The 12,563-nt window shown below is 70.6% G+C and carries 10 protein-coding genes and 1 pseudogene; 10 read left to right on the top strand and 1 reads right to left on the bottom strand.

Annotated elements, in window-relative coordinates; genetic code table 11:
• The first annotated feature begins 63 nt into the window (after nt 1–63).
• Genes HR086_RS38205 through HR086_RS38190 form a run of 4 tightly spaced genes read left to right on the top strand, consistent with a single transcriptional unit; the run spans nt 64 to nt 3,858 of the window.
• A complete protein-coding gene (locus HR086_RS38205; protein ID WP_141648425.1) occupies nt 64–444 on the top strand; it encodes a PleD family two-component system response regulator in 381 nt (126 codons plus the stop codon).
• Between the two features lie 29 nt (nt 445–473).
• Nucleotides 474–1,367, top strand: coding sequence for a polyprenyl synthetase family protein (locus HR086_RS38200; protein ID WP_174468092.1), 894 nt, complete (start codon nt 474–476; stop codon nt 1,365–1,367).
• Nucleotides 1,367–3,121, top strand: coding sequence for a 1-deoxy-D-xylulose-5-phosphate synthase (locus tag HR086_RS38195; RefSeq protein ID WP_174463445.1), 1,755 nt, complete (start codon nt 1,367–1,369; stop codon nt 3,119–3,121). Before HR086_RS38200 ends, HR086_RS38195 begins: the two co-directional genes overlap by 1 nt.
• Nucleotides 3,118–3,858, top strand: a complete 741-nt coding sequence (locus HR086_RS38190) for a TlyA family RNA methyltransferase (protein ID WP_174468091.1) — start codon at nt 3,118–3,120, stop codon at nt 3,856–3,858. Before HR086_RS38195 ends, HR086_RS38190 begins: the two co-directional genes overlap by 4 nt.
• Nucleotides 3,859–3,922: 64 nt before the next feature.
• Here HR086_RS38190 and HR086_RS38185 read toward each other — a convergent pair whose 3' ends face one another.
• Entirely contained in the window at nt 3,923–5,530 is a 1,608-nt protein-coding gene (locus HR086_RS38185; RefSeq protein WP_174468090.1) for a hypothetical protein, read from the bottom strand.
• Between the two features lie 569 nt (nt 5,531–6,099).
• On the opposite strand from HR086_RS38185, the gene HR086_RS38180 reads away from it, so the two are divergent.
• The 6 genes and pseudogenes from HR086_RS38180 to bacP all read left to right on the top strand — a co-directional run.
• Nucleotides 6,100–8,601, top strand: coding sequence for an ATP-binding protein (locus HR086_RS38180; protein WP_141648420.1), 2,502 nt, complete (start codon nt 6,100–6,102; stop codon nt 8,599–8,601).
• A 43-nt stretch (nt 8,602–8,644) separates the two neighbouring features.
• A complete protein-coding gene (locus HR086_RS38175) occupies nt 8,645–10,522 on the top strand; it encodes a tetratricopeptide repeat protein (protein ID WP_174468089.1) in 1,878 nt (625 codons plus the stop codon).
• Between the two features lie 12 nt (nt 10,523–10,534).
• Entirely contained in the window at nt 10,535–11,374 is an 840-nt protein-coding gene (locus tag HR086_RS38170) for an alpha/beta hydrolase (RefSeq protein WP_141648418.1), read from the top strand.
• Nucleotides 11,375–11,429: 55 nt separating this feature from the next.
• A complete protein-coding gene (gene bacN / locus HR086_RS38165) occupies nt 11,430–11,771 on the top strand; it encodes a bactofilin BacN (RefSeq protein WP_141648417.1) in 342 nt (113 codons plus the stop codon).
• A gap of 59 nt (nt 11,772–11,830) precedes the next feature.
• On the top strand, nt 11,831–12,154 hold the full coding sequence (locus tag HR086_RS38160; protein ID WP_002636698.1) for a polymer-forming cytoskeletal protein: 324 nt from the start codon (nt 11,831–11,833) through the stop codon (nt 12,152–12,154).
• 3 nt (nt 12,155–12,157) lie between these two features.
• Nucleotides 12,158–12,563, top strand: a pseudogene (gene bacP, locus HR086_RS38155) (bactofilin BacP); the annotation flags it as partial.

The following is a 12,563-nucleotide window of genomic DNA, read 5'->3' as shown; positions in this document are numbered from 1 at the left end:
GCCCCCCGACCTCCCCCCGAGGATGACGTCCCGTTCTAGTTCGTGCGGGACGCGCACACCGGCATGTCGAAGCCGAAGATCACCATCGTCGACGATGACCGCGACACGCGGGAATTGCTCGCGGCGGCCCTCGAGGACGAGGGCTTCGAGGTCACACTCGCGGCCAACGGCCTGCGGCTCATCGCCTCGCTGCAGCTCCACCGCCCGCAAGCCATCCTCCTGGACGTGAACATGTCCTGGATTGACGGCTTCGAGCTGTGCAAGGCGGTGAAGAAGAACGAGCACTTCCGGGACATCCCCATCATCTTCATCAGCGGGCGGGGAGACTCCGACGACAAGCGGCGAGGTCGCGAGGTCGGCGCCGCGGACTACTTCGTCAAGCCCCTGGATACGGAGAAGCTCGTCCGGCGCATTCGGGAGCTGGTGACTCCACCGGCTCCCTAGTATTCCAGCAGCGCAAGGAGCACCGACGCTTGGCCCACTTCGACCTGGACACCTTCCTGCGCACCCAGCAGGCGCGGGTGGAATCGCTGTTGCTCGAGCGCGCGGACCGGCTCGCTTCCTCTGGTGCGCCTCCCCGGCTGGTGGAGGCCATGCGCTACTCGCTGCTCGCGGGGGGCAAGCGGCTGCGGCCCGTGCTGTGCCTCACCTTCGCGGACACGGTGGCGCGCGCTTCCCTGGTGTCTCCCGTGTCCGGTGACGCGGCCTGCGCGCTGGAGTACGTCCACACGTACTCGCTGGTGCATGACGACCTGCCGGCGATGGATGACGACGACTTTCGCCGCGGCCGGCCCACCAACCACAAGGTTTACGGCGAGGCGATGGCCATCCTCGCGGGCGACGCGCTCTTGACGGAGGCCTTCGTGTTGCTCGGCGACGGGCCGGAGCCCGTGCGGGGCGCGCTGTGCCGGGAGCTGGCGGTGGCCTCGGGCGCTTCGGGCATGGTGGGTGGACAGGTGCTGGACACCGCGGAGGACCGTCCCGCCGTCCTGGACTACCTGGTGCGGATGCACCGGCTGAAGACGGGGGCCCTCATCCGCGCGGCGTGTCGCATGGGCGCGCTGGCGGGCGGTGGAGACGCGGAGTCGCTGGTCCGCGCGCAGCTCTACGGTGACGCGGTGGGCCTGGCCTTCCAGATCGCCGACGACGTGCTGGACGTGACGGCCACGCGCGAGCAACTCGGCAAGCCGGCGGGCGCCGACGCGGAGGCGGGGCGCCACACGTTCCCCGCCGTGGTGGGGCTGGACGCCTCGCGGCGGATGGCCGAGGAGCAGGTGGCCCTGGCGGTGGAAGCGGTGCGTCCGCTCGAAGGCGAGGATGGACCGCTGGCGGCGCTCGCGCGCTACGTGGTGGAGCGGAAGTCCTGATGGCGCAGCAGTTGCTGGCACGCATCGCCTCTCCGACGGATGTGCGGGCGCTTCCCGAAGCGGACCTGCCCCAGCTGTGCGAGGAGCTCCGGGAAGACATCATCTCCATCTGCGGGAAGGTGGGCGGCCACCTGGGCGCCTCCCTGGGCGCCGTGGAGCTCATCGTCGCGCTCCATCGCGTCTTTCACTCGCCCACCGACGCGATTCTCTTCGACGTGGGTCACCAGACGTACGCGCACAAGCTGCTCACCGGGCGGCGCGAGCGCATGCACACGCTGCGGCAGGCCGGTGGCGTGGCGCCCTTCCTGGACCCTCGCGAGAGTCCGCATGACGCGCTGCTGGCGGGCCACTCCTGCACGGCGGTGTCGGCGGCGCTGGGGCTGCTGGAGGGCCGCAGGATGCTGGGCCACCGGGGCCACGTGGTGGCGGTGCTCGGGGATGGGGGCCTGACCGGAGGGCTGACTTTCGAGGGCCTCAACAACGCGGGAGGCAGTCACCTGCCGCTCGTCGTCGTGCTCAACGACAACCAGATGTCCATCAGCGCCAACGTGGGCGCGATTCCCTCGCTGCTGCGCACCCGGGGCGCGCGCGACTTCTTCCAGGGGCTGGGCTTCACGTACCTGGGGCCCGTGGATGGCCATGACCTGGGCGCGCTGGTGCACGCGCTGCGCGAGGCCCGTGCTTCGTCCCGGCCCGTGGTCGTGCATGCGCTGACGCTCAAGGGCAAGGGGTTCCCTCCCGCGGAGGCGGACGCGCAGACGCGGGGCCACGCCATGGGCCCGTACGAGTGGCGCGACGGCAAGCTGGTGCGCTCGCGCGGAGGCCACCGCACGTACAGCGAGGCGCTCGCGTGGGCACTGGAAGAGGCGATGGCGCGCGACTCGAGCGTCGTGGCGGTGACGCCCGCGATGTTGGAGGGCTCCGCGCTCAATGCCCTCAAGGCGCGCTTCCCGGACCGCGTACACGACGTGGGCATCGCCGAGCAGCACGCCGTCACCTTCTGCGCGGGACTCGCCGCCGCGGGGGCTCGCCCCGTGTGCTGCATCTACTCCACGTTCCTGCAGCGCGCGTATGACCAGATCATCCACGACGTGTGCCTGCCGGGCCTGCCCGTCGTCTTCGCGGTGGACCGCGCGGGACTGGTGGGCGCGGACGGCGCCACGCACCAGGGCACCTACGACGTGGCCTCGCTCCGTCCGCTCCCGGGCCTCGCGTTGTGGGCGCCCGTGGTGGGCGAGGACTTCGCGCCCATGCTCGCCACCGCGCTCCAATCGTCGCGGCCCTCCGTCCTCCGCTTTCCTCGGGGCACACTGCCCGCGCTGCCTCCCGAAGTGCGGGTGGAAGAAGCGCCCGTGCGGGGAGCGCGCTGGCTCGTTCGCGCCGAGCGCCCGGAGCTGACGCTGGTGACCCTGGGCCCGCTGGGCCTGGCGGCGCTGGAAGCCGCTCGGAATGAGCCTGGGTGGAGCGTGCTCGACGCTCGGGCCCTGTCGCCGCTGGACGAGGCCGCGCTGCTGGAAGCCGCCTCCCACGGACCTGTCGTCGTGGCGGAGGAGGGGACGGTGCGCGGGGGCCTGGGGAGCGCCGTGCTGGAGCTCTACGCGGAGCGCGGTGTCCACGCGCGGGTGCGGGTGCTGGGCATGCCAGACACCTTCATGCCCCACGGGGACGCGCGGGTGCAGCGCGCGGAGCTCGGGCTGGACGCGGCGGGACTTCGGCGGGCAGGCCTGTCGCTGCTGGAGAGGAGCGAACCGTGAAGCCTCGCAAGGAGCGGGTGGACGTGCTGGTGGTGGAGCGCGGCCTGGCCGAGTCGCGCACCAAGGCCCAGGCGCTCATCCTCGCCGGGCTGGTGGTGGTGGATGACCAGCGCGTGGACAAGCCCGGTTCCCTCATCCCCGTGGAGGCCGAGCTGCGCCTCAAGGGCGAGGTGCTTCCCTATGTCTCTCGCGGAGGGTTGAAGCTGAAGGGGGCCATCGACCGCTTCGGGCTCGACGTGCGCGGGAAGGTGGCCGCCGACATCGGCGCGAGCACGGGAGGCTTCACCGACTGCCTGCTCCAGCACGGCGCGGTGCGGGTCCACGCCATCGACGTGGGCTACGGCCAGCTCCACGAGAAGCTCCGGAAGGATGACCGGGTGCGCTCGCGTGAGCGCGTCAACGCGCGCTACCTGACGGACGAGGACCTGCCGGAGAAGGTGGGCGTCATCGTCATCGACGTCAGCTTCATCTCGCTCACCCAAGTGTTGCCCTCGGTGCTGCGCTTCCTGGATCCAGGCGGCCTGCTGGCCGCGCTGGTGAAGCCCCAGTTCGAGGTGGGGCCGGACCGGGTGGGCAAGGGCGGCGTGGTGAGAGACGCCGCCGCGCGCCAGGATGCCATCGACACCGTGACGGCCTTCGTGCGCGAGCAGGGCCTCACCGTGCGGGGACTGATGGACTCCCCCGTGCCGGGGCCCGCCGGCAACGTCGAAGCCCTCCTGGTCGCCGAGCGGCCCTGAGTCCGCCCGTGAGTGCTCGGATGGGAAGGGCGGAGCGTGTGCGCCGCGCCCTTCCCGAAGGTCCTTACGGCCGGGCGCTGCGGTACTGCGAAGAGGGCTGGAGCTGGAGCAGCTTGAGTCCGGTGCGCATCCAGAGCCGGCCGGTGTCGTCGAAGGCGGCGCCCATGGAGACGGGCACCTGGTAGCGGAAGAGCTCGCGACCTTCGGCCACGCTGCCCGAAGATTGATCCACGCCCACCAGCTCCACCGGCAACGTCACCGTCTGCCCCTGCGCGGCCGGCCCGTTGAGGAAGAACAGGTCCGAAGAGGGGTTCGCCGGGAGCAGGAACTTCACGTGGAGCGCGCCGTTGGCGTCCACCGAGCGGCTCTCCCGGTTGCGGATGACGCCCGTGGTCGCATCCAGCAGCCACACGCGCTGCGTCGTCGCGGCGGCCACGCGGTTGCCGTTGGCGTATGTGGCGATCTGCTTCACCTGACCGGTGAGCACGCCCGTGGCCCACTTCGACGCGGCGCCCTCGCAGCCATCCAGGGTCGCGACGCACGCGAGGACCTGCGACTTGTCCTCGGGCAGGGCGAAGCCCAGGTACAGGATGCTGCCATCCGGGCTGAACGAGCCCACCGGAAGCGGCGTGGAGGTGTTGGACGTGAAGAGCTGACGGATGATGCGCGTGGCCTGCAGCGTTCCGCCCGCGGAATCCGTGCCGCCGTCCAGCTCCTCGACGATGACGTCCGAGCGGTTCTCGCTGTAGGCGATGTGGCTGGCGGCGAGCACCCGGCCGTCGCTGCGCACCACGAGGTCACCAATGGGGTCGCCGACCGAAATCTCCCGCGTGTACTTCCACCGGGTGACGCCGATGCCCAGGCCGTCCGTGGTGTCGTGGGTGATGCGGTAGATGGGCCCAGGCTCGGAGCGGATGACGGCGTCGCCGTTGGGCATGACGGTCAAATCCTCGACCTTGAGGTCGATGGGCGTGCGCGACGAAATCTTGAAGTCGTCGCCGACGGCGAAGGCGCCGTAGCCCGGCGTCCAGACCCAGCGCTTGCGCGTGACGGCGTGGCGCGGGGTGATGACCGTGGACGCGTTGCAGAGGGTTGGGACCTGGAGGATGGAGGCGCCGCTGCCCGCGGAGTTGTGGCGGTACATCGTCTCCAGGCCGCCCGTGGTCGTCTTGGCGCAGCTCAGGAAGGTCATCCCGGCGCCCGTGCCGTCGATGGCGAGCGGGGTGGAGTAGACCTGGGCGCCCTGGGGATCCTCCACCACCCGCGCCACCGGGAAGAACGTGGCGGGCTGGGGAAGGGACGTGTTCTTCCGCCCGTCGTCGCACACCACCTCCGCGGTGAGCGACAGGCTGGCGGCGATGCCGACCAGCGGGTTGGCGTAGGGAATGTCCGACGCCAGCAGCTCCACGGGGGTGGCGCCGCTCCCATAGGGGAACGCCTTGAGGAAGGTGGTGCGGTCGTACATGTTCAGCGTGGCGACCTTCTCGCAGCCGGACACGGTGACGCTGAGCTTGAGGGACGTCCCCGCGGAGTTCCCCTCGAGGACCGTCAAGGCGACCTGGGGGGGATCCGGCGTGGGCGGCGGCGGATCATCGCCGCAAGCGGTGGCCAGGCTGGAGACGAGAACGAGGGCGGTGCGCCATGCACGCCGAGTCACGGGAGGGTGGAGCATGGCACCGCACTCTACCTCGCTCGCACCATTCCCGGCATCATCCCCCCTCCCGAAACGCTTCCGCAGGCCGGGGCAGGCGTCGATTGCGGCCCTTGACAGGCCCGTGACGTGATAGCCGCCGATACTCCGTACGTGGAGGCCGGTAAATCCGCGAAGCCAGGGTGATACGGAAACGGGTGGGAGCAAGCGATGAGGGCCGGATGGATGCTTGAATGGACGGCGCCCGACCGGGCGACCGGCGCTGGCGCGTCAAGGACCTGGGAAGGTTCTTCGCCCGGCGCTGTTCCGCGCGCCCATTCCACTCGGAGCACCCGGTGGGCGCGGCGCGGGAGCCCGCGAGGAGCACCTTCGACGTTCGTGCGGGAAAGCCACGATGGGCGTGGCGCCTCCGCGTCTCCACTCACAGTTACCGCCGTCTCCGGATGTGCGCCGCTCTGGCCCACGGACGTGATCAGCGGCATGATCGGGATCCGAACCATGAACCCTTACGCACTCAACGGGTTTTTGCAGCCTCCCCATCGAGTCCTGGTCCGGGCCCGGTTGGCGAGAGGTTCACTGTGAGAGTCGAGATGCAGGCGGATCAGCGGGGACGCGTGCTGGTGGTGGCCGGGAAGGAGTCCGGCGACGCCTTGATGGAGCGGCTGACCGCGAGCGGCTACCACTGCGCGTCGGCCGAACGGGAGAGCGGGCTCGCGGAGGTGGCGGATTCGCTGCAGCCGGAGGTCGTCCTGCTGTCGGTGACGGCGAAGCGCGCGGCGGAGCTGCTGGAGTCCCTGCGTCGGGTGGAGCGCCTTCAGCGGTTGCCGGTGCTGGTGGACCTGGGGCGCAGCCGGTCCGCGGAGGCCTTCAAGCGCCTGGCCGTGGACGACTGGATTCGCGGCGCGGACGAGGTGGTGCCCCGCCTGGAGGCCGCGCTGCGGGCGGGCCGGTTGAGGGACCGCGAGGAGCGCGTCCGCCTGCGCATGGGGATGCTGCTGGAAATCACCCAGGCGGCCACCAGCTCGCTGGAGCTGGAGGAGATCCTCCGCATCGCGGTGGACAAGGTGGGGCGTGTCACCGGGACGGACCGGTGCTCGGTGGTGCTGGTGGAGGGCAGCCATGCCCGCACGGGCCGGGTGGTGGCCACGCAGGAGGACCCGAGCCTCGTGCAACTGGATATCGAAGTGGCGCGCTATCCGGAGCTGCGCCGCGCGCTGGAGACGCGAGAGCCGGTGCTCATCGAGGAGGCGCAGCGAGATCCGCTCATGGCGGAGGTGCGCACGTCCCTCGTCCCGCTGGGCGTGAAGTCCATCCTCGTGCAGCCGCTCATCTGTCAGGACGACCTCCTGGGCGCGCTGTTCCTGCGCGTCTCTCGCATGGACGCGTCCTTCGGTCGCGACGAGCAGGAGTTCACCCAGGCCGTGGCCGGTGTGCTGGCCAACTCCATCCGCAACGCGCGGCTGCACACCGCGGTGAAGAAGAAGCGCGAAGACCTGGAGATGGCCTACGTGGAGCGCTACCACGAGCTGCTCGAGGCCAACCGCCGGCTCAAGGAACTCAACCGCCTCAAGGATGAGATCATCGCGGTGGTGAGCCATGACCTGCGCGCCCCGCTCCAGGTGCTGCTGGGGCACGGCCGGCTGCTGCTCGAAGGTCCGCTGGAGTCCCAGCAGAAGCAGTCCGCCGAGGCGATGATTCGCCAGGGCAAGAAGATCCTCGGCCTCGTCGAATCGCTGCTGGAGAAGGGCAAGGGCGAGGCGGCGCGGCTGTCCATCGAGCCTCGCGTATTGGACGTGGCGCAGCTGTGCCGCGACGCCGTCAACGAGCTGGAGATTCTCGCCGCCGAGCGCGGCGTGTCGCTGCGGGCGGACTGCCCCGACAGCCTGATGCTCATCGGCGACGAGGTGAAGCTGCACGAGGTGCTGCAGAACCTCATCACCAACGCCATCCACCATGCGCGGGACGCGGGCGAAGTCGTCGTGTCCACCCGGCGCCTGGGACGTCCCGACGGTGACGCGGCGAAGGTGTGCGTGCAGGACGACGGCGTCGGCATTCCGCAGGACGAGCTGCACCTGGTGTTCGACCGCTACCGCCACGGTGGCAAGGGCACGGGGCTGGGGCTCGCCATCTGCAAGGAGTTCGTGGAGCTGCACGGCGGAGAAATCTGGGCGGAGAGCCCGCCGGAGCATGGCTGTCTGTTCGTCTTCACCCTGCCGCTCGCGCAGGAGGCGCCGCGCAATCCGCGTCCGCCCGTCGCGGCGACCAGCGTGCACGAGCAGCCGCGCGTCCTCGTGGTGGAGGACGAGCCGGAGATCGCCGCCGTGTTGTCGGAGGTGCTGCGCTCGAAGTACCGCGTGGAGGTGGCGAGAGATGGAGCGGAGGGCCTGGCCCGGGCGCGCGCGCAGCGGCCGGACCTGGTGGTGATGGACGTCTTCCTGCCCAAGCTGGACGGGCTGGATGCGGCCATGGCGCTGAAGTCGTCGTCCGACACGGCGCACATCCCCGTCATCCTGCTGTCCGCGCACCAGGGGGTCGCGGAGAAGGTCCGCGCGCTCAACCTGGGCGCGGTGGACTACATGAGCAAGCCGTTCAACGCGGTGGAGTTGCTCAACCGCACGGACCGCGCGCTCAAGCTGCGGCAGGGCGAGCGCGAGCAGCAGGAGCGCTCGGGGTCGCCGCTGCAGCGTCGCACCGGGAGCGACCCGACGACGGGGCTGCATGACCGGCGAGGCCTGTTGCTGCGACTGGAGCAGGAGCTGGCGCGAAGCCGTCGCTACCACCGGGCCCTGAGCCTGGCGGTGCTGCGGCCGGAACGTCCGGTGGAACCCGTTCCCGGCAACATCGCGGACGTCATGCGCAAGCGGGTGCGTCACCCGGATGCCATCTCCCACCTGGGCGGGGGCGTCTTCGTCGTCGTCCTTCCCGAGTGCAACGCGGAGGCCGCTCGCACCGTCATCGGCCGGCTGATGCCGGATGTGGAGAAGGCGACGGACACCGAGTACCGCTCGGCGGTGGCGGACGTGAGCCAGGACAGCGACCCGGTGGAGAAGCTGCTGGAGAAGCTGGGGGCCCCACCTCCCGCGGAGGGCTGAGGCACCTGCACGGCGGTCGGGGCCGCGCTAGACTTCGTCTTGCGTGAGCCCCTCTCGCCTCCTCGCCGTCGTCCTGCTCGCCGCCCTGTGGGGGCCTGGTGCCCTCGCGGCGGCGCCCCCGTCCCGCCGACCGCGCGTGGACCGGGAGGCGATGCGAGAGGCCATGGACGCGGCGGCCACGGATGAGGGGGCCTTCTCCTCGTCGGCCAGCTACTCCCACTACCTGCGCTCGCGGCTGTTGCACCATGCGGGGGACCACCGCGGCTCGGTGGACGCGCTGCGCCTGGCCCTGGCCACGGATGACGGACACCCGCTGCTGCTCACCCGCCTGGCGGAGGAGTACGCCCGGCTCGGAGACCTGGACAAGGCGGAGAGGGAGCTGCGCCGCGCCGTGGAGCGTGCTCCCGCGTACTACCCGGCCCACGTCCTGCTCGGGCGCGTGCTGCTGGAGTCGGGCCGCTTCACCCGCGCCCGCCTGCACCTGCGCCGGGCCATGTCGCTCAAGCCTCGCGAGCCCGAGGCCTACCTCGTCCTCGCGCAGCTCTACCTGGAGTCGGACTCCCCCGCCGAGGCGGTGAAGGTGGTGGAGTCCCTCGCGCGAGCATTGCCGGGCGAGGCCTCTGGATACCGGCGCCTGGGGCTGGCCCTGGCCGAGCGCGGAGACACCCACCGGGCCGAGCGGCTGCTGACGGAGGCCGCCTCCAGGGACCCCGGTGACGTGGAGGTGCTGGGCACGCTGGCGAAGCTGTACGAGGAGACGGGGCGGCCCGCGCGCTCCGAGGAGACGCTGGCCCGGGCCCTGGAGCACGAGCCGGACAGCCAGGAGGTGCTGCTGGCCGCGGGCCGCTCGGCGCTGAAGGCGGGCTCCGTGGTGCGGGCCCGGGCGTACTTCGACCGGCTCCTGTCCCTCTCCGGAGAGCCGGAGACCGCGGTGCGGGTGGCCTTCAGCTACCTGGCCGAGCGTGAGCACACCGCCGCCGCGGAGGTGCTGGAGTCCGCCCGCGCGGCCAGTGGTGATGAGCCCCGGCTCGCCTATTACGCGGGGCTGGTGCACGAGCGGATGCGGCGCTTCGCCGACGCCGCGGAGGCCTTCGCGGGAGTGCCCGAGAGCGCGGACGTCTTCGCGGATGCCCGCGTGCGCCGTGCCCGGTGCCTGTCGCTCGCGGGGCAGCATCCCCGGGCCCTCGCGCTGCTGCGCGCCGCGCTTCAGCAAGCCCCGTCGGACCTGGAGATTCGCGCGCAGTACGCCCGCGCGCTGGAGCGGGGAGGGGCGCCCGCGCGAGCCGAGTCCGTGCTGAAGGAAGGGCTGGCACAGGGGCCTTCCGCCTCGCTCTACGACGCGCTCGCCGGAACGCTGCAGCGCCAGAACCGGGGCGCGGAGGCCCTGTCCCTTTTGCGCGAGGCCGTGGCGCGCGCACCGAAGGACCAGGCCCTGCTGTACGTGCAGGGCGCCGCCTTCGAACGCCAGGGGGACGTGGCAGGCGCGCAGGCGCGCATGCGGGCCGTGCTGGAGGTGGAGCCGGACCATGCCGCGGCCCTCAACTTCCTGGGCTACCTGCTGGCGCAGACGGGCCGGGACCTGGACGAGGCGGAGCGGCTGGTGCTCCGCGCGCTGGAGCTGCGCCCAGACACCGGCGCCTTCCTGGATTCCCTGGGCTGGGTGTACTTCCGGCGGGGGGACTACCCGCGCGCCGTGGAGGCGCTGGAGCGCGCGTCGTCGCTGTCGCCCGACGAGCCGGTCATCCTCGAGCACCTGGGGGATGCCTACCAGCGCGCGGCTCGGAGCGCGGATGCGGCGGGTGCGTGGCGCCGGGCGCTGGAGGTGCTGTCGTTGGACCCCGAGTCCGCCGAGCCCCCGGGGCAGCGGGAGGTGCTGGAGCGCAAGCTCAAGGCGCTATCCATGGGTGCGGCGGGCCGCTAAGTTGCTGGGCCTATGGCTCGCCACGACGAGGGCTATTTCACTGGCCGGGATGGGACGCGGCTCTTCTGGAAGACGCATCTTCCCGACGCCGAACCGCGAGCGCATGTCGCGGTGGTGCACGGCTATGGCGACCACTTCGGCCGCTATCAGTACGTGACGGACGCGCTGCTGGCGGACGGCTTCGCGGTGCACGGCTTCGACTACCGGGGCCATGGCCGCGCGGAGGGCCGCCGCGCCTACAGCGAGAAGTGGCAGTACTTCGTGGACGACCTGGAGGTCTTCTGGGAGCGGGTGCGCGGCGCGGCCGGTGGCAAGAAGACGTTCGCGCTCGGCCACAGCCATGGCGGGCTGATGGCGGCGCACTGGGCCGGTGGCCGCAAGGTGGAGGGCCTGTCCGGGCTGGTCATGTCGGGCCCGTACTTCAAGCTGGCGTTGACCCCGCCCGCCGTGAAGGTGATGGCGGCGCGCGCGGTGGGCTCGCTGGTGCCGTGGCTGGGCCTGGCCTCCGGACTGAAGATCGAAGCCCTCACCAAGGACCCGGAGGTGCAGCGCGCCACCCGGGAGGACCCGCTCTACCTGTCCATCGCCACGCCTCGCTGGTTCATCGAATCCACGAAGGCCCAGGCGGAGGCGATGCTGTTGGCGCCGAAGATTCAAGTCCCGCTGTTCGTGCTCTGCGGAGCCGAGGACGGGGTGGCGGCGCCGGCGGCGGCGCGGGTGTTCTTCGAGACGGCGGGCTCGGCGGACAAGAAGTTCAAGGAGTACCCCGGCATGAGGCACGAGCCGCTCAACGAGGTGGGGCGCGCCGAGGTGTTCCGGGATATCTCCGGCTGGATCTCCGCGCATCTCTGACATAATCAAAGCGCTCGGCTCCTCGGAAGGAGCGGGCTCTGGGTGAGGTCACCGCATGGCAACGGGTGAAACGGGCATCATCGGTAAGGGCATCGTCATCAAGGGGAACCTCACGGGCGGTGGGGACCTTGTCATCGAGGGACGGGTGGAGGGGCAGATTGCCCTGAAGAACCACCTCACCATCGAGAGCACCGGCAAGGTGCAGGCGGACATCCGCGCCGAGGAGTTGACCATCAACGGCGAGGCGAGCGGCAACATCGACGCCTCGACTCGCGTGGCCATCAACGCTTCGGCCAAGGTGGCCGGCGACATCAAGGCGCCTCGCATCGTCATCGAGGATGGCGCCGTGTTCAACGGCTCCATCGAGATGGACGTCCGGCTGCCAGACGACATCTGAAGCTCACGCCGCGGCGCTGACGGCGCGGCACACACCTTTCTAGAGGGCGGACAACACTCATGGCGAATACGGTCATTGGTTCGAGCATCGTCATCGACGGAGAGATTTCCGGAGACGAGGACCTGGTCATCCAGGGCACCGTGAAGGGGAAGATCTCCCTCAAGGAGAGCCTCTACGTCGAGGGCAGTGGCGTCGTCGAGGCGGACATCGAAACGCAGAACGTGGAGATCGCCGGCCGGGTGACGGGCAACATCGTCGCCAGCGACAAGGTCGAGCTGAAGACGGACTGCCGTGTCGTGGGCGACATCAAGGCGCCCCGCATCCTCATCGCCGATGGTGCCTCCTTCAAGGGCAACGTCGACATGGACATGAAGGAGCGCTGATTCGTGGCCACCCCGAAGGAGTTGAGCGGTAACAACGACGTCAACAACACCGTGGTGGGGCCTTCCATCCTCATCAGCGGTCGGTTGACGGGCGATGAGGACCTCACCGTCCGGGGCCGCGTCGAGGGCGAGCTGACGCTCAGCCGAACCCTCATCGTGGAGCCGTCGGGCGTGGTGAAGGCCAACGTGGCGGTGCGCAACGCCATCGTCAGCGGCGTGGTGGTGGGCAACATCAACGCCACCGAGAGCGTGGAGCTGACCCGCGAAGGACGCATGGTGGGTGACATCCACGCACCGCGCGTCATCATCGTGGACGGCGCCAGCTTCCGCGGCCGCGTGGACATGGGTGACGTGGAGCCCGGCCGTCTGCCGTCGGAGCGCCCCGTGGTGGCGCGTCCCGCCGCTCCGG

This window comes from Myxococcus sp. CA039A (assembly GCF_013336645.1).
GTDB classification, from domain to species: domain Bacteria; phylum Myxococcota; class Myxococcia; order Myxococcales; family Myxococcaceae; genus Myxococcus; species Myxococcus llanfairpwllgwyngyllgogerychwyrndrobwllllantysiliogogogochensis.
The sequence above is the reverse complement of the archived record's forward strand: the minus strand, read 5'-3'. Positions and strand labels throughout refer to the sequence as shown.